This window comes from uncultured Xylophilus sp., assembly GCA_913776965.1.
Classification (GTDB): Bacteria; Pseudomonadota; Gammaproteobacteria; order Burkholderiales; family Burkholderiaceae_C; genus Xylophilus.
Genome location: CAJYQL010000115.1, coordinates 19,588 through 36,341 on the forward strand (window position 1 = coordinate 19,588; position 16,754 = coordinate 36,341).

Below are 16,754 nucleotides of genomic sequence, written 5' to 3' on the forward strand. Positions count from 1 at the left end.
CCCATGGCCCGTTTCCTCCGGGGCATCTACATCCTGTGGATCGCCCTGCGCTACGGCCTGGACGAACTGGTCCTGTCCAGCTTCCGCCAACCCTGGCTGCGCCGCCTGACCCGCATCATCACCACCGGCCGCCGGCTCGACGCGCCGCGGGGGCAGCGCCTACGCGAAGCCCTCGAATCGCTCGGCCCGATCTTCGTGAAGTTCGGCCAGGTGCTGTCCACCCGGCGCGACCTGATGCCGGCGGACATCGCCGACGAACTCGCGCGCCTGCAGGACCGGGTACCGCCTTTCCCTGTGGAGATCGCGGTCGCGGCGATCGAGCGGGCCTTCCGCCGGCCGATCGATGCGATCTTCACCAGCTTCGAGCGGGTGCCGGTGGCGAGCGCCTCGATCGCGCAGGTCCACTTCGCCACGCTGCGCACCGCCGACGGGCGCGAGCGGGAGGTGGCGGTCAAGGTGCGCCGCCCGGGCATGCTGCCGACGATCGAGAAGGACCTGGCGCTGATGTCGATGATGGCCGGCTGGGTCGAATCGCTGTCGGCCGACGGCAAGCGGTTGAAGCCGCGGGAGGTCGTCGCCGAATTCAACAAGTACCTGCACGACGAGCTGGACTTCATTCGCGAGGCGGCCAACGCCGCGCAATTGCGCCGCAACATGAACGGCCTGGACCTGGTGCAGATCCCCGAGATGTTCTGGGACTTCTGCCATCCGGACGTGATGGTGATGGAGCGCATGAAGGGCGTGCCGATCAACCAGGTCGACCGGCTGCATGCCGCCGGGGTGGACATCAAGCGGCTGGCGCGCGACGGCGTGACGATTTTCTTCACCCAGGTCTTCCGCGACGGCTTCTTCCACGCCGACATGCACCCCGGCAACATCCAGGTGAGCGTCGAGCCGGACAGCCTGGGGCGCTATGTGCTGCTCGACTTCGGCATCGTGGGCACGCTGACCGAATACGACAAGGACTACCTCGCGCAGAACTTCACCGCATTCTTCCGGCGCGACTACAAGCGGGTGGCGGAGCTGCACGTCGAATCCGGCTGGGTGCCCGCCAACACCCGGATCGACGAACTCGAGTCCGCGATCCGCGCGGTGTGCGAGCCGTACTTCGACCGGCCGCTGAAGGAGCTTTCGCTCGGCATGGTGCTGATGCGGCTGTTCCAGACCTCGCGCCGCTTCCAGGTCGAGATCCAGCCGCAGCTGGTGCTGCTGCAGAAGACGCTGCTCAACATCGAGGGGCTCGGCCGCCAGCTCGACCCGGACCTCGACCTCTGGAGCACCGCCAAGCCGTTCCTCGAGAAGTGGATGCTCGACCAGATCGGCCCGAAGAAGCTCTGGACCGAACTGCGCGACCAGGCGCCGCGTTACGCCAAGCTGCTGCCGGAACTGCCGCGGCTGCTCTACGAATACCTGCAGGACCGGCCGTCGGGCCTGCACCGCCGGCAGCTGGAGGAACTGCTGCAGGCCCAGCACCGCACCAACCGTCTGCTGCAGACGCTGATCTACGGCGGCGTCGGATTCCTGCTCGGCCTGGTCGCGACGATGGTGCTGCTGCGCCTGCGCCTGTTCTGACCGCGGGCCCGCGGGCGGGCCGGGCATGCCGCGTGCTTGGCGATAATCCCGCTTTTTTCGACCGAGGCCCGCCGTGCTGCTGACGCTTGTCTTCGCCTACCTGCTCGTCACCATCGGCATCGGCCTGCTGGCCGCGCGGCGCGTCAAGGGGACTGCCGACTTCGCCATCGCCGGGCGCGGCCTGCCGCTGGCAATGATCGTCACCACCACCTTCGCGACCTGGTTCGGCTCCGAGACGGTGCTGGGCATCCCGGCGAAATTCATCGAAGGCGGCCTGGGGAACGTGGTCGAGGACCCGTTCGGCGCCGGCACCTGCCTGATCCTGGTCGGCGTGTTCTTCGCGGCCAAGCTCTACCGCATGACGCTGCTGACGATCAGCGACTACTACCGCGAGCGCTACGGCCGCGCGGTGGAGGTGTTGTGCTCGCTGATCATCATGCTCAGCTACCTGGGATGGGTGTCGGCCCAGGTGACCGCGCTCGGGCTGGTGTTCAACGTGCTGTCGGCCGGCGCCATCCCGGTCCCGGCCGGCATGGTGATCGGCGTGGTGTCGATCCTCGCCTATACGCTCTTCGGCGGCATGTGGTCGGTGGCGATCACCGACTTCATCCAGATGATCATCCTGGTGGCAGGCCTCACCATCCTGGCCGTGTTCGCCGGCGACATGGCGGGCGGTGCCGACAAGGTGATCGCCTTCGCGCTCAGCCGCGACCTGTTCCACTTCTGGCCCGAGCCGAAGCTGCACGACATCCTGTTCTTTTTCGCCGCGGCGATCACGATGATGCTGGGCTCGATCCCGCAGCAGGACGTGTTCCAGCGGGTGATGTCGGCGAACGGTCTGAAGGCCGCGACCCGTGGCCCGGTGATCGGCGGCGTCTGCTACATCCTGTTTGCCTTCGTGCCGATGTTCCTGGTCGCGAGTGCGCTGCTGATCATGCCGGAGCAGGCTGCCGCGCTGCTGAAGGACGATCCGCAGAAGGTCCTGCCGACCCTGGTGCTGGAGCGCATGCCCTTCGTGATGCAGGTGCTGTTCTTCGGTGCGCTGCTGTCCGCGATCAAGTCCACCGCGTCGGCCACGCTGCTGGCGCCCAGCGTCACCTTCACCGAGAACATCTGGCGGCAGTTCCGGCCCGGCCGCAGCGACGCGGAGAACCTGCGCACCATGCGGATCACGGTGCTGCTGTTCAGCGGCTGCGTGCTGGCCTATGCGATCGCGATGCAGGGCACCTCGATCTACGAAATGGTGTCCGGCGCCTACCAGGTGACGCTGGTCGGTGCGTTCGTGCCGCTGACGGCAGGGCTCTACTGGCGCCGGGCCAGCACGCAGGGGGCGCTGCTCTCGATCGTGCTCGGCCTCGGCAGCTGGATCGCCTGCCTGGCGACGCCCTGGGGCGCGGTGTTTCCGCCGCAGCTGGCCGGCGTGCTGGGCGCGGTCGTGGGCATGGTGGCGGGCTCGCTGGCACCCCAGCGCATCGCGGACCGCCGGGTGCCGCACCAGGCGGTCGCAGGCCTGGCCTGACGGGGGGGAGGGCGGGGCCCGGCCGCTATACTCGAGGGTTTTTCGACAGGCGCCCGGCGCGCCTTTTCGGGTCCCTTTTTCCCTTCCCGCCATGCCCCTCTACGCCTACAAGTGCGAGTCCTGCGGTTTCGCCAAGGACGTTCTGCAGAAGATGTCGGCCGCACCGCTGACGCAATGTCCCGCCTGCGGTGCCGACACCTTCCGCAAGCAGGTGACGGCAGCCGGCTTCCAGTTGAAGGGCTCCGGCTGGTACGTGACCGATTTCCGCGGCGGCAGCAATGCCGCAGCGCCGGCCGGCGAGAAGTCCGCCGGTGCGTCGGAGTCCGGCACACCGTCGAGCAGTAGCGCTGCCCCGGCGCCGGCCCCCGCCGCCACGAGCCCGTCGCCCACCCCGGCGGCGGCACCTGCACCCGCCAAGAGCGGCGACTGAGGCACCCGATGGTCGCTCCGCTGCGCAAATGGCTATTCGCCGGCCTGCTGGTGATCGTGCCGCTGGCGATCACCGTCTGGGTGCTCGACTGGATCATCGGCACGCTCGACCAGACGCTGCTCATCCTGCCGCAGGCCTGGCATCCGGACCGGCTGCTCGGTTTCCACATCCCCGGCTTCGGGGTGCTGCTCACACTGCTCATCCTGTTGCTGGTCGGCGCGGTCACCAGCAACTTCGTCGGCAAGAAGCTGGTGAAATGGGGCGATGCGGTGCTGGTGCGCATCCCGGTGGTGCGCTCGATCTACAGCAGCGTCAAGCAGGTGTCGGACACGCTGTTCTCCGAGAGCGGCAACGCCTTTCGGACCGCGGTGCTGGTGCAGTGGCCGCGCGAGGGCGTGTGGACCGTCGGCTTCGTGACCGGCTCGCCGGGCGGCGACGTCGCGACCTACCTGCGCGAGGATTTCCTCAGCGTCTACGTGCCCACCACGCCCAACCCCACGGGCGGCTATTTCGTGATGCTGCGCCGCAGCGACTGCATCGAGCTCGACACGAGCGTCGACGAGGCGCTCAAGTACATCGTCTCCATGGGGGTGGTCGTGCCGGTCGGCCCGACCCCGCAAACCCCGCCCTCCCTCCCGTAACGCGCCGCGACGGCGCCGGAATTCCACCATGGCCATGCGTTCCCACTACTGCGGTCTCGTGACCGATGCCCTGCTGGGCCAGACCGTCACCCTGTGCGGCTGGGTCAACCGCCGCCGCGACCACGGCGGCGTGATCTTCATCGACCTGCGCGACCGCGAAGGCTACGTGCAGGTGGTGTGCGATCCCGACCGTGCCGACACCTTCAAGGTGGCCGAAGAGGTCCGCAACGAATACTGCGTGCAGGTCAAGGGCCTGGTGCGCGCCCGTCCGGACGGCACCACCAACGACAACCTGAAGAGCGGCAAGATCGAGGTGCTGGCCTACGAGCTGACCGTGCTCAACGCGTCGGTCACCCCGCCGTTCCAGATCGACGACGACAACCTGTCGGAGACCACCCGCCTGACCCACCGGGTGCTGGACCTGCGCCGCCCGTACATGCAGAACAACCTGATGCTGCGCTACAAGGTGGCGATGGAAGTCCGCAAGTTCCTGGACGCCAACGGCTTCATCGACATCGAGACGCCGATGCTGACCAAGTCCACGCCCGAAGGCGCGCGCGACTACCTGGTGCCGAGCCGGGTGCACGACGGCCAGTTCTTCGCGCTGCCCCAGTCGCCGCAGCTGTTCAAGCAGCTGCTGATGGTCGCGGGCTTCGACCGCTACTACCAGATCACCAAGTGCTTCCGCGACGAGGACCTGCGCGCCGACCGCCAGCCGGAGTTCACCCAGATCGATATCGAGACCTCGTTCCTGACCGAGGAAGACATCCGTGACATGTTCCAGGGCATGATCAAGACAGTGTTCCAGAACACGCTGGGTGTGGACTTGGGCGAGTTCCCGGTCATGACCTACCAGGAAGCTGCGCTGCGCTACGGCTCCGACAAGCCAGACCTGCGCGTCAAACTCGAATTCACCGAGCTGACCGAGGTGATGAAGGACGTGGACTTCAAGGTCTTCTCGGGTGCGGCCAACATGAAGGGCGGCCGTGTCGTCGCCCTGCGCGTGCCGGGCGGTGCGCGCGAGACCGGCGGCCTGTCGCGCGGCGAGATCGACGGCTACACCGAGTTCGTCAAGATCTACGGCGCCAAGGGTCTGGCCTACATCAAGGTCAACGAAGCGGCGAAGGGCCGTGACGGCCTGCAATCCCCGATCGTCAAGAACATCCACGACGCGGCGATCGCCGAGATCCTGCAGCGCACCGGCGCCCAGGACGGCGACCTGCTGTTCTTCGGTGCCGACAAGGAAAAGGTCGTCAACGACGCGATCGGTGCGCTGCGCCTCAAGATCGGCCACAGCGCCTTCGGCAAGGCCAACGGCCTGTTCGAGAGCCGCTGGGCACCGCTGTGGGTGGTGGACTTCCCGATGTTCGAGTACGACGACGAGGCCGACCGCTGGAACGCGGTGCACCACCCGTTCACCGCGCCGAAGGACGGCCACGAGGACTGGATGGTCACCGACCCCGGCCGCTGCATTTCCAAGGGCTACGACATGGTGCTCAACGGCTGGGAGATGGGCGGCGGCTCCGTCCGTATCCACCGCGCCGACGTGCAGCAGAAGGTGTTCGACGCGCTCAAGATCTCGCCCGAGGAAGCGCAGCAGAAGTTCGGCTTCCTGCTGGACGCGCTGCAGTACGGCGCGCCGCCGCATGGCGGCCTGGCGTTCGGGCTGGACCGCATCGTCACGCTGATGACCGGTGCCGAATCGATCCGCGACGTGATCGCCTTCCCGAAGACCCAGCGCGCCCAGTGCCTGCTGACCCAGGCGCCGAGCCCGGTGGACGAGAAGCAGCTGCGCGAACTGCACATCCGCCTGCGCAACGTGCAGGCGGCTGCGGCCTGAGGCGCGGGGACGACCCCTCGACAGGCGGCGGGCTGCGAGGCCCGCCGCCTTTTTTTTTGCGTCTCCCGCACGACCGCACCGCACGCGCCATGACACCTGCCGTTCCCGCATCCTCCGCACGCTTCTGGAAACTGCCGCAGTCGGTGCTGGTCGTGATCCACACGCCGGCGCTGGACGTGCTGCTCATCGAGCGCGCCGACACGCCCGGCTTCTGGCAGTCGGTGACCGGCAGCAAGGACGCGGCCGACGAGCCTTTCGCCGCGACCGCCGCACGCGAGGTGCGGGAGGAAACCGGCATCGACGTGCAGGCGCCCGGATGCCAGCTGGTCGACTGGCATCTCGAAAACGTCTACCCGATCTACCCGCAGTGGCGCCACCGCTATGCGCCGGACGTCGCGGAGAACACCGAGCATCTGTTCGGGCTGGAAGTGCCGGCCGGCACGGCGGTGCAGCTGGCACCGCGCGAACACACGGCGATGGCCTGGTGGCCCTGGCGGGAGGCGGCCGACCGCTGCTATTCGCCGTCGAATGCCGAAGCCGTTCTGATGCTGCCGCGGTTCGCCGGACGGTAGTCGCCCGGGGCGGAGCAGGCAGGTCCGGCGGTTGGCGGCGCCGGCTTCAGGGCGTCGCGGCTTCCAGCGCCGCCGGCGGTGCGCCCACTCGCAGGCTGAGCCCGCCCGGTTGCCGGTGGCGGTCCTGGCTCAGCGCGGCGCGGCGCGGCTGGGCGCCGCAGGCGGTGCGCAGCACATCGACCCGCTCCTGCAGGGCCGGCGCCTCGGCGATCCGGGCGGCATGTCGGCCGAGCACCTGGTGCGCGACGTCGGCGAGCTTCGCGTTCAGTGTGTCCTGGCCGGCCTGCAGCAGGCTCTGCACCGCGCCGGTCGGGTTACCGCCCAGGCTGAGCGACATGGCGGATTCGGCCATCTTGTTGATCTGCGCATGGCACTGCCGGAGCATCTCGGCATTCGGCGGATGGGCGATGCTGGCGCTGGCCAGCAGTTCGCCCAGGCTGCGCGAACTGGCGTAGCGCAGGCCGATGGCGCGGATCCACTGGTCGTTCTGGTCGAGCGCGATCGAGGTCGCGGCCAGCACCGACAGCAGGCCTCCGAGGTTGCAGGCCGCCTCGAAATCGAAGGTCGCCGACCGGATGTCGTCGGCCAGCGCCCGTGCCGCCTGCACCGCCGCGCTGAACTGCCGGGCGCGGATCAGCTGCAGCGTCTCCACCACTTCGGCAAAACGGCGCAGCCGCAGGTCGTCCATCTGCTTTTCGCGCAGCCGCTGGAAGTCGGACATGCAGCGGTCGAGCATGCGGCGGTCGCCGTCCTGGAACGAGGCGAAGGCGAGCAGTACCAGCGACTGCGCGTCGAACATCTTGGAGTCGCAGCCGATGGTGGCGGCGCGAGACAGCACCCGGGCCGCGGTCTCGCGGTCGCCCATGTAGTACGCCATCATCCCGTGCTTCTGCAGCCGCACCACCGAGCCGGGCGTGAGTTCGGCGGCCATCCGGTAGGTCTCGAGCGCCTCGTCGAACTTGCCGAGCTCGACCTGGGCGCTGCCCATCACGTCGTAGGCGTCGGCGAAACCGCTGTCCTCGCCGACCAGCCGCTCCAGGGTGTTGAGCGCCCGCACCGTCTGCCCGGATTCGAGCTGTGCCCGCGCCACGCCGAGCTTGGCCCAGGGCAGGGCCTTGGCAGCGATCACCGCCTCGAACAGGGTGCGCGCCTCGTCGTGGCGGTTGGCGCGCAGCAGCAGCTCGGTGCCGATGCGCGCCGCGTACAGCCAGTAGGGTTCGCGCTTCTCGAAACGCTGCACGCACAGTTCGGCCGCCCGGTCGAAATCGCCGGCCTCGATGGCCGAGAAGATCGGCTTCAGGTGCGCCTTGCGGGCGCGGGCGATGTTGAGCCGCTCGAACAGCGTGGAGGTGGTGAAGGGTTTGAGCAGGTAGCCGTCGAGGGCCGATTCGGCCGCCTCGGCGACGATCGAATAGGACGCCTCGCTGGTCACCATGAAGAACACGGTGGAGAAGGGCAGCAGCTGCGCCCGGCGGAGATCGTCGAGCAGCGCCTGGCCGGACTGCGCCGCATCGTGGAACGACTGTTCGCACAGCACGAACTCGAACTGCGCATGTTCGAGCTTGGCCCGGGCATCGGTCGCGCGATGGCACTGCATGATCTTGCCGATGCCGTAGTCGCGCAGCTGCGACACCAGGATGCTGCGCGAGGTCGGATTGCCATCGATGACGAGCGCGCGGCACTCGGAAATCGGCTGCAGGATGGGACCGGTCATCGGAAGGCCTCAGGAGGTTCGCAGGGTGGCCACGCAAGTTGCATGCCCCCGCCAGTGTAGGCGCACGGGTCGAGCCGCTACCATCGTGCCGATCCTACAGAAGGCAGACACCACCCATGAATACAGACGATCCCCAAGACGGGACGCCGATGTCGGTCAAGATCCGCGAACGCCTGGCCGCGGCGGGCCAGCGCTTCCACGCCAACGACAACATCGCCGAATTCCTGCATCCGGGCGACATCGAGCGGCTCCTCGACGAGGTGCAGGAGAAGATGCAGGGCGTGCTCGACAGCCTGGTGATCGACACGCAGAGCGACCACAACACCGCCGACACTGCGCGCCGGGTCGCCAAGATGTACCTGCAGGAAGTCTTCGGCGGCCGCTACGTGGCGCCGCCGCGGATCACCGAGTTCCCGAACGCCGAGCATCTGAACGAGCTGATGATCGTCGGCCCGATCACGGTCCGCAGCGCCTGCAGCCACCATTTCTGCCCGGTGATCGGCCGGATCTGGATGGGCATCCTGCCCAACAAGGGCACCAACGTGATCGGGCTGTCGAAATACGCACGGCTGGTGGACTGGATCATGAACCGCCCGCAGATCCAGGAGGAAGCGGTGGTGCAGTTGGCCGACCTGATCGAGAAGAAGACCATGCCCGACGGCCTGGCGGTGGTGATGGAGGCGAGCCACTACTGCATGTCCTGGCGCGGCGTGAAGGAGATGGACAGCAAGATGATCAACTCGGTGATGCGCGGCGCCTTCCTGGAAAACACCGCGCTGCGCCGCGAATTCCTGTCGCTGATCCCGCGCTGACCGCGCATCCGCGCTCCGCCGGCTCCTGACCCGCCCGTGCCCACGCCCCGTAGGCCCGCCCCGTGACACCGCTCGCCTTCGGCCTGGTGATGCTGGCCGGGCTGATCCACGCGGTATGGAACATCGCCGCGAAGAAGGCGGGCGGCGACGCACGGTTCGTGTTCTTCACCGGCGTCTGCCTGGCTGTGGTGTGGGCGCCGGTCGGCTGGTGGGCCGGGCGCGACGCGGTGCCGTCGTGGGGCGCCCGGGAGTGGGGCGTCGTGGCGGCCAGCGGCCTGCTCCACGTGCTGTATTTCGTCGTGCTGCTGCGCGGCTACCGGCGGGCCGACCTGACGGTGGTGTATCCGGTGGCGCGCGGGTCAGGGCCGCTGCTGTCGTCGACGGTGGCGGTGCTGCTGCTCGGCGAACGGCTGTCGCCCGTCGGGCTGGCCGGCATCGCGGCGGTGGCGGGCGGCGTGTTCCTGATCGCCGGCGGCCCGGGCCTGCTGCGCGCGGCCCAGGACCCGGCACGGCGCGCGCGGGTGCACGCGGGGCTGGGCTGGGGCCTGGCGACCGGCGGCTTCATCGCGGCCTACACCGTGCTCGACGGCTATGCGGTCAAGGTGCTGCTGCTGTCGCCGATCCTGATCGACTACATGGGCAACTTCGTGCGCATCGCGCTGCTCGCGCCGCCGGTCCTACGCGACCGGCCGGCGCTCGGCCGGCTCTGGCGTGCGCAGTGGAAATACGCGCTGCTGGTCGGCACGGTCAGCCCGGTGTCGTACGTGCTGGTGCTCTATGCGCTGCAGACCGCGCCGCTGTCCCATGTGGCGCCGGCGCGCGAGGTGTCGATGCTGTTCGCCGCGCTGATCGGCGGCCGGCTGCTCGGCGAAGGCGACCGGCTGCCGCGGCTGCTGGGCGCCGTGTGCATCGCGGCCGGCGTGGTCGCGCTGGGACTGGGATGAGCGCCGCGCCGCCGCCGTCCGCGCCGGAGGCGCCGCTGCTTTTCGGCTGCGACTTCTCCAGTGCACCCGGGCCGCGCAAGCCGGTCGTGGTGGCGCTCGGCCGGCGCGCCGGCAGCGTCGTGCGGCTCGGCGAGGTGCTGCGCTTCCCGACGCTCGGCGGTTTCGGCGACTGGCTGGCCGCGCCGGGCGACTGGCTCGGCGGCTTCGACCTGCCGTTCGGCCTGCCGCGCGAACTGGTGGAGGCGCTCGGCTGGCCCCGCGACTGGCCGGCCTGCATGGACCACTACGCGGCGCTGCCGCGCGAGGCGATCCGCGCCACCTTCGCCGCCTTCTGCGCCGCCCGTCCGGTGGGCGGCAAGTTCGCCCACCGCCGCACCGACGGGCCGGCCGGCTCCAGTCCGTCGATGAAATGGGTGAACCCGCCGGTCGCGTTCATGCTGCATGCGGGCGTTCCGCTGCTGCGGGCGGCCGGCGCGCACTTGGTGGGTGTGGAGCCGCCGGCGCCGCACGCCCGCAAGGTGGCGCTGGAAGCCTATCCGGGCCTGCTGGCGCGCGAGGTGCTGGGACGGCGCAGCTATAAGAGCGACGACCGCGCCAAACAGACGCCCGACCGCCTGATCGCCCGCAAGGACCTGCTGGCCGCGCTGGAAACCGGCGCCGGGCCGGCCGGACCGCTCGGCATCGGGCTGCGGCTGCAGCTGCGGCCGTCCCAGCACGACGCGCTGGTCGCCGACGCCAGCGGCGACACGCTCGACGCGGTGCTCTGCCTGCTGCAGGCCGCCTGGGGCGACCGGGCCCGCGCGGCGGCGGTGCCCGACTTCGGCCTTCCGCCGGACGTCGACCGGCTCGAGGGCTGGATCGTGACGGCGGATGCTACGAAATAGATAGCAAATGGCGCAGGTGCAGCAAGCGCTGGAGGCCATTTTCTGCATGAAATCGTGCCGCGGGTTAGCATCGACCGCATGCGTGCCCTGTGCCTTCTCGCTGCCTCCCTGACGCTGCTGCCCTTGGCCGGCGCGGCGCCCGCGCCCTGGTACCAGTGGCGCAGCGCCGGCAGTACCCGCGACGTGTGCGCCCAGACCTCGCCCGGCAGCGGCTGGACGCGCAGCGACGGCCCCTTCGTCGACGCCGGCTGCAGCCGGCCGCTGCGCCTGATCCGCCTCTGACCGGCACGCCGGCATGCGATGTCCTTCCTGACGCACCGCGCCGCCGCATCGGCCGCTGCGGCGCAGTTCGCCCCTTCCTTTCCCAACGCAATGCCGACGTGACGACCACCGACCTATTCCTGATCCGCCACGGCGAAACCGACTGGAACCGCGCGCTGCGCTTCCAGGGCCAGACCGATGTTCCGTTGAATGCCGCGGGACTCGCACAGGCGGCGCGGCTGGCCGACCGCATGGCGGGCGAGGCGGTGGACCTCGCCTTCACCAGCGACTTGACGCGGGCCCGGCAGACCGCCGTGCCGCCGGCCGAACGGCTCGGACTGGTGGCGGCGCCCGATGCCGACCTGCGCGAGCAGGCGTTCGGCGCGGCCGAGGGCCTGACCGGCACCGAAATCCGCGCCCGCATGCCCGACGCCTGGGAGCGCTGGCTCGCCTTCCGTGCCGACCATGCGCTGCCCGGCGGCGAGAGCACCCGCCAGTTCCACGAGCGCACCGTCGGCGCGCTGCGGCGGATCGCGGCGGCGCATGCGGGCCGCACGCTGATGGTGGTCACCCACGGCGGCGTGCTCGACATGGTGTTCCGCACGGCCCGCGCGCTGAGCCTGGACGGTCCGCGCATGGCCGAGATTCCGAACGCCGGGGTGAACCGGGTGCGCATCGCCGCCGACGGCGCGATCGAGATCGTGCAGTGGGCCGACGTCGCCCACCTGGACGGTCTGCCCCAGCAGCCGGTGTACGACCAGACCCGCCACCTGCGCGAACGGGAGGCGGCTGCCACCGAAGGGGCGCCGCCGCCGGTGTCGGGCTGACCGCCGGAGCGGCGGGAAAGGCCGAAGGGTGGACCGGTTGCCGTCGCCTTCGCAATCGGCGATGCGCCCCGGCGCAAAGGCGATGGCGGCAGTCAGCGGGCGTCCGTAGCATCGGCGGCCACCGCGCCACCGCGCCACCGCGCCACCGCGCCACCGCTTGATCGCGCCGTCCGGCGCCTTCGACAACCTTCTCTTTTTTGCTGGAGCTGTCCGCATGCCGTCCACCGCCGTACCGTTTCCCGCCCACATCCGCATCGCCGTCATGGGCGCCGGTGCCGTCGGCTGCTACTACGGCGGCATGCTCGCGCGCGCCGGCCACGACGTGGTGCTGATCGGCCGGCCGGCGCATGTGGACGCGATCCGCCGCGATGGCCTGCGGCTGGAGGCGCAGACCTTCGACGCGCGCATCCGGCTCGACGCCAGCACCGAGCCGTCGGCGGTCGCGGGTGCGCAGTTGGTGCTGTTCTGCGTGAAGTCCATCGACACCGAGGCCGCCGCCGAGGCGATGCGCCCGCACCTCGCGCCCGGTGCGCTGCTGCTGACGCTGCAGAACGGGGTGGACAACGACATCCGCCTGCGCGCCGCGGTGCCGCAGGAAGTGGCCGCCGCGGTCGTCTACGTCGCCTCCGCCATGGCCGGCCCCGGACATGTGAAACACAACGGCCGGGGCGAACTGGTGATCGCGCCGTCGTCGCAGAGCGCAGCGGTCGCCGCGCTGCTGGAAGCCGCCGGCGTGCCGACCACCGTGTCGCCCGACGTCCGCGGCGCGCTGTGGGCCAAGCTGATCCTCAACTGCGCCTACAACGCGCTGTCGGCCGTCACCCGGCTGCCCTACGGCCGGCTGGTGCAGGTGCCGGGCATCCCCGGCGTGATCGACGACCTGGTCGCCGAATGCCTGGCGGTGGCGAAGGCCGACGGCGTGCAGGTGCCGGGCGACGTGCCGGCGGCCGTGGCCCGCATCGCCGAGACGATGCCGGCGCAGTTCTCGTCTACCGCCCAGGATCTGGCGCGGGGAAAGCCGAGCGAGGTGGACCACCTGAACGGATTCATCGCCGCACGCGGCGCCGCGCTCGGCGTGCCGGTGCCGGTCAACCGGGCGATGCGCGCGCTGGTCAAGGCGCGGGAAGAGGAGCAGGCCGCGGCCGGCTGACCGGCGCCGCCTCAGCCCGCCGGAGAGTCCGCCTGCACCGCCACGCCGTACAGCGCCAGCAGCCCGACGATGTGGCCGACCGCCACGCCCGGCTCGCCGGACTCGATGCGGCCGATGGTCTGCACGTGCACGCCGAGCCGTGCGGCGGCCGCCGCCTGGCCCTCGCCCGCGGCCAGCCGCGCGGCCCTGGCCGCGGCGCCGAGGGCGCGGATCGCCTCCAGCGCGGCGGGGTCGATGTCGACCGAGATGCGTTTGCCCTGTGCCATTGCGGTCAGCCCAGGAGGTCGGGCCAGGCCCGCTGCGGATCGCGGATCGCCTCGAACGCCCGGGCGATGCGCAGCACGCCGGCGTCGTCGAAGCGCGGCCCGACGATCTGCAGCCCGACCGGCAGCCCCGCGCGGGTATAGCCGCAGTTCACCGATGCGGCCGGCTGTTCCGACATGTTGAACGGCACGGTGAAGCCGATGTGCTCCAGCGGATGCATCGGGTCGTCGGTGGGCGAGGGCAGTTCCGCCGCGAAGGCCGGCATCGGCGCGACCGGCGAGACGATGTAGTCGTAGGCGGCGCAGGCCCGCACCGCCGCCACGCGGGTCAGGTGGAACTGGTGCTGTGCCTGGTACGCCTCGGGTCCGGTCATGCCGGCGGCGCTGTCGGCCCAGGCCTGGATATAGGGCAGCACCCGGGCCTTGCGCTCGGCCGGCAGGCCGGCCATGTCGAGATGGCTGCGCAGCCGCCACCAGCGGTCCATGCCGTCGAGCATCCCCTGGGTCATGAATGGCGCCATCGGCTCGATAACCGCGCCGGCGCGCTCCAACAGCAGGGCGGCGCGCTCGATGGCCTCGCGTACCTCGGTCTCCACCGGCAGGCCGCAGCCGGCATCGAGCAGCAGGCCGATCCGGAGGCCGCGCAGCCGTTCCTCGGCGCCCGGCGCGCAGGCGCCGGGCCAGTCGATGTCGGCGGGCGGCAGGCTCATGGTGTCGCGCGTATCGGGGCGGGACAGGGCCTGCATCATCCAGGCCGCGTCTTCCGCGGTCCGGGCGATCGGGCCGGCGCAGCGGCCGGTGGTCGGCGGGTCGATCGGCACCCGGCCCAGGCTCGGCTTGAGCGTGAACACACCGCACCAGCCGGCGGGCAGCCGCAGCGAGCCGCCGATGTCGGTGCCCAGGTGCAGCGGCCCGTAGCCGGCCGCGGCGGCGGCGGCGGCGCCGGCGCTGGAGCCGCCGGGCGTCTTCGACAGGTCCCACGGGTTGCGCGCGAGCGGATGGAAGCTGCTTAGTCCCGAGGACAGCATGCCGAAGTCGGGCATGGTGGTCTTGGCGACCAGCACCGTGCCGGCCTCGCGCAGCCGGGCGGCGGGCGGCGCGTCGTCGGCCGCCGGCACCAGGGCGGTGGCGGCGGTGCCGAGCGGCATCGGGTCGCCGCGGGTCGCGATGTTGTCCTTCAGCGTGACCGGCACGCCGTCGAGCGGGCCGAGCGGCGCGCCGGCGCGCCAGCGCCCTTCCGATGCGCGGGCCTGCGCCAGCGCGGCCTCGGGCCGCAGCAGGTAGGTGGCCTGTAGCTGCGGCTCGCAGCGGTCCATGCGGTCGAGGACCGCGCGGACCACCTCGACCGGCGACAGCACGCCTGCGCGGTAGGCCGCCTGCAGGGCCGCGACGCCCAGGGTGTGCAGGGCGCCGCTCTCCGCGGATGCTTGAGGGGCCGGCGGGGCGGCATCGGTGGTGGTGCTCAGGTCCATTGCAGCGCGGCCAGTTCGTTCACGAAGATCGGCATATCTTTCCAGAGGCCCTTCAGGTTCTTGTTCGCGACCGTGACCCACTGCGGCTGGTACAGGAAGCCGTTGGCCGCATCGGTCGCCAGCAGCCGCTGCGCATCGCCGAGCAGCCGCAGCCGGTCGGCCGCCACCGGCGCGGTGCGGATGCGGTCGTAGAGCGCGTCGAACGCCTTGTTCTGGTAGCCCCAGTAGTAGTCCGGCTTGGCGTAGTTGCCCAGGTCGAACGGCTCCACATGCGAAATGATCGACAGGTCGTACTGCTTGTTGCCGTAGGTGCCGGAGAGCCACTGCGCCCATTCGACGTTCTGCAGCTTGCAGACGATGCCGACCTTGGCGAGCTGGGCCGCGAGCACCTCGCCGCCCTGGCGCGCGTAGGGCGTGGGCGGCAGCGTGACGGCGAGCTCCAGCGGCGTCTTCACGCCGGCCTCGGCCAGCAGGGCCTTCGCTTTCGCAAGGTCGAACGCGTTGATGCCGGTGGTATCCACATAGCCCGGCGCGCCGGGCACGTAGTGGCTGCCAATCGGCACGCCGTAGCCGTCGGCCGCGCCCTCGACCATCGCGCGGCGGTCGATCGCGGCCAGGATCGCGCGGCGCACCCGCAGGTCGTCCAGCGGCTTCCGGCGGTGGTTGATCGCGACGATCGTCTTGGCGCGCGAGCCGCCGACCAGCACCTGGAAGCGCGGATTGGCCTTGAACTGCGGCACGCCGCGCGGGGCGAAGCGGGCGAAGGCGTCCACGTCGCCCGACAGCAGCGCCGCCGCCTGCGCCGCCTGGTCAGAAATGAAGCGGAAGGTGGCCCGGCGGATGCGCGCGGCGGCCGGCGTGCGGTAGCCCTCCCAGGCCACCAGCACCAGCGAGGCGCCGCGGTTGAAGGCCTCGAGCCGGTAGGGGCCGGTGCCGACCGGCTTGGTCGTGTTGGTGTCCGCGCTCTTCGGCTCCACGATGATCGCGGTCGCCTGGCCGAGCAGGAAAGGGATGTCCGGATCGATCTCCTTGTGCAGCAGCACGACGGTGTGCGGGTCCACCACCTGCACCGTCAGATTCTGGAAGGTGCGTCTGTCCTTGTTGGTGCTCTTGTCACCGGCGGCGCGCTCGAAGCTGAACTTGACCGCCTGCGCGTCGAACGGCTCGCCGTTCTGGAAGGTCACGCCCTTTTTCAGCCGCCAGGTGGTGGTCTTCAGGTCGGGCGAGACCTCCCAGCCCTCGGCGAGCAGCGGGGTGACGCTGCCGTCGGCGTTGATCTTCGTCAGCGTCTCGTAGACGTTGTAGAGCGTGACCTCGGCGATCGACGAGGCCGCGGCGGCGGTCGGGTCGAGGCCGACCGGCTCCAGCGTCATGCCGAGCACGACCGCGGTTTTCGCGCGCTGGGCATGGGCGCCGAGCGGCGCGGCGGCCAGCGGCAGGGCGGCGGTGGACGCGAGGAGGGTGCGGCGGTCGAGCATGGGCGGGTTCTCCGGAAAGCGGCACAAGAGGACGGGACAGACGGGGCCGGGACCGGCCCGGCAGCGGAGCCGGTCGCCGCCAGGGCCGACGTTATCACCGCGCCCGGCCGGGCGGCGCGAGCGTCGGCACGGCGGCCAGCAGCGCTTGCGTGACGGGGTGCTGCGCGCCGGCGAACAGCGCGTCCGGCGTGCCGCGCTCGACCACGGCGCCGCGGTGCAGCACGCAGACCTCGTCGCACAGGTGCCGCACCACCGCCAGGTCGTGGCTGATCAGCAGGTAGGCGGCACCGTGGCGCTCGCGCAGGTCCTGCATCAGGTTGAGAACCTGGGCCTGCACCGAGACGTCGAGCGCGCTCACCGGCTCGTCGGCCACGA

The 16,754-nt window shown here is 70.6% G+C and carries 17 protein-coding genes; 12 read left to right on the forward strand and 5 right to left on the reverse strand.

The window, feature by feature from the left end:
* Positions 1–3: 3 nt before the first annotated feature.
* From ubiB to nudB, 6 genes are all read left to right on the forward strand, one after another.
* Complete coding sequence (gene ubiB / locus QZ500_RS16055; protein WP_295856511.1) at positions 4–1,572, forward strand: ubiquinone biosynthesis regulatory protein kinase UbiB; 1,569 nt, start codon at positions 4–6, stop codon at positions 1,570–1,572.
* Positions 1,573–1,645: 73 nt separating this feature from the next.
* A complete protein-coding gene (locus QZ500_RS16060) occupies positions 1,646–3,091 on the forward strand; it encodes a sodium:solute symporter family protein (RefSeq protein WP_295856514.1) in 1,446 nt (481 codons plus the stop codon).
* 91 nt (positions 3,092–3,182) lie between these two features.
* Positions 3,183–3,521, forward strand: a complete 339-nt coding sequence (locus QZ500_RS16065) for an FmdB family zinc ribbon protein (RefSeq protein ID WP_295856515.1) — start codon at positions 3,183–3,185, stop codon at positions 3,519–3,521.
* 8 nt (positions 3,522–3,529) lie between these two features.
* The gene (locus tag QZ500_RS16070; protein ID WP_295856516.1) at positions 3,530–4,162 is read left to right on the forward strand and encodes a DUF502 domain-containing protein; all 633 of its coding nucleotides are present in this window, start codon (positions 3,530–3,532) and stop codon (positions 4,160–4,162) included.
* Between the two features lie 28 nt (positions 4,163–4,190).
* Entirely contained in the window at positions 4,191–6,002 is a 1,812-nt protein-coding gene (aspS, locus tag QZ500_RS16075) for an aspartate--tRNA ligase (protein ID WP_295856518.1), read from the forward strand.
* 89 nt (positions 6,003–6,091) lie between these two features.
* Positions 6,092–6,574: a dihydroneopterin triphosphate diphosphatase gene (gene nudB / locus QZ500_RS16080; RefSeq protein ID WP_295856520.1), complete on the forward strand. Its 483-nt coding sequence runs from the start codon at positions 6,092–6,094 to the stop codon at positions 6,572–6,574.
* A gap of 46 nt (positions 6,575–6,620) precedes the next feature.
* On the opposite strand, the gene QZ500_RS16085 is transcribed toward nudB, so the two are convergent.
* Complete coding sequence (locus QZ500_RS16085; protein ID WP_295856523.1) at positions 6,621–8,288, reverse strand: tetratricopeptide repeat protein; 1,668 nt, start codon at positions 8,286–8,288, stop codon at positions 6,621–6,623.
* A 116-nt stretch (positions 8,289–8,404) separates the two neighbouring features.
* Between QZ500_RS16085 and folE the strand changes: the two genes are divergently transcribed.
* The 6 genes from folE (at position 8,405) to QZ500_RS16115 (ending at position 13,166) form a co-directional block, all read left to right on the forward strand.
* Complete coding sequence (folE, locus tag QZ500_RS16090) at positions 8,405–9,100, forward strand: GTP cyclohydrolase I (RefSeq protein ID WP_295856525.1); 696 nt, start codon at positions 8,405–8,407, stop codon at positions 9,098–9,100.
* 62 nt (positions 9,101–9,162) lie between these two features.
* Positions 9,163–10,044, forward strand: a complete 882-nt coding sequence (locus tag QZ500_RS16095; protein WP_295856527.1) for a DMT family transporter — start codon at positions 9,163–9,165, stop codon at positions 10,042–10,044.
* Entirely contained in the window at positions 10,041–10,928 is an 888-nt protein-coding gene (locus tag QZ500_RS16100; protein WP_295856529.1) for a DUF429 domain-containing protein, read from the forward strand. The genes QZ500_RS16095 and QZ500_RS16100 overlap by 4 nt, the downstream gene beginning before the upstream one ends.
* A 78-nt stretch (positions 10,929–11,006) precedes the next feature.
* Complete coding sequence (locus tag QZ500_RS16105) at positions 11,007–11,210, forward strand: hypothetical protein (RefSeq protein WP_295856530.1); 204 nt, start codon at positions 11,007–11,009, stop codon at positions 11,208–11,210.
* A 98-nt stretch (positions 11,211–11,308) separates the two neighbouring features.
* Entirely contained in the window at positions 11,309–12,016 is a 708-nt protein-coding gene (locus tag QZ500_RS16110; protein WP_295856533.1) for a histidine phosphatase family protein, read from the forward strand.
* Between the two features lie 247 nt (positions 12,017–12,263).
* Positions 12,264–13,166: a 2-dehydropantoate 2-reductase gene (locus QZ500_RS16115; protein WP_295856542.1), complete on the forward strand. Its 903-nt coding sequence runs from the start codon at positions 12,264–12,266 to the stop codon at positions 13,164–13,166.
* An 11-nt stretch (positions 13,167–13,177) separates the two neighbouring features.
* Here the strand turns inward: QZ500_RS16115 and QZ500_RS16120 are convergent, their stop codons facing one another.
* From QZ500_RS16120 to QZ500_RS16135, 4 genes are all read right to left on the reverse strand, one after another.
* Positions 13,178–13,432 carry a helix-turn-helix domain-containing protein gene (locus QZ500_RS16120; protein ID WP_295856534.1) on the reverse strand — a complete coding sequence of 85 codons (255 nt, stop codon included), beginning with the start codon at positions 13,430–13,432 and terminating at the stop codon, positions 13,178–13,180.
* A 5-nt stretch (positions 13,433–13,437) separates the two neighbouring features.
* Positions 13,438–14,901 carry an amidase gene (locus QZ500_RS16125; RefSeq protein ID WP_295856536.1) on the reverse strand — a complete coding sequence of 488 codons (1,464 nt, stop codon included), beginning with the start codon at positions 14,899–14,901 and terminating at the stop codon, positions 13,438–13,440.
* Positions 14,892–16,379 carry an ABC transporter substrate-binding protein gene (locus QZ500_RS16130; RefSeq protein WP_295856538.1) on the reverse strand — a complete coding sequence of 496 codons (1,488 nt, stop codon included), beginning with the start codon at positions 16,377–16,379 and terminating at the stop codon, positions 14,892–14,894. The genes QZ500_RS16125 and QZ500_RS16130 overlap by 10 nt, the downstream gene beginning before the upstream one ends.
* A gap of 94 nt (positions 16,380–16,473) precedes the next feature.
* Positions 16,474–16,754: ABC transporter ATP-binding protein (locus QZ500_RS16135; RefSeq protein ID WP_295856539.1), on the reverse strand; the 281-nt coding region annotated here is incomplete at its 5' end.